Origin of the sequence: Tritonibacter sp. SIMBA_163 (assembly GCF_046535935.1) — a bacterium.
GTDB lineage: Bacteria > Pseudomonadota > Alphaproteobacteria > Rhodobacterales > Rhodobacteraceae > Epibacterium > Epibacterium scottomollicae.
Genome location: NZ_JAWJBP010000699.1, coordinates 1 through 260, shown reverse-complemented (window position 1 = coordinate 260; position 260 = coordinate 1). Strand labels below are relative to the sequence as shown.

The 260-nt window shown below is 58.8% G+C and carries 1 pseudogene; it reads right to left on the bottom strand.

Annotated features, from left to right (window positions below):
• A pseudogene (locus R0J92_RS24125) lies at positions 1–260 on the bottom strand (hypothetical protein); the annotation flags it as partial.

Below are 260 nucleotides of genomic sequence, written 5' to 3'. Positions count from 1 at the left end.
CACGAATATCCTTTGTGCGCACGGAGCGGTCATCGATCAGTTTCGGCAGAGCGTTCATATCGCCGTAGAGATCGACAAGGATATAGGGCCGCTTGCCGGTGGCGAGAACATAGCCCATTTCCTCAAGTGCCCGGACGAAGGCCTTCGGGCTGTCGCTGCGTTTCCACGCGGCGGTGACAGCAGCCATGCGTTCTTCCTTCGTGACCCCGGAATTCCGCTGCTGCTGCATCTCGTAGAGGGATTTGCGCTTGCGGTCATCG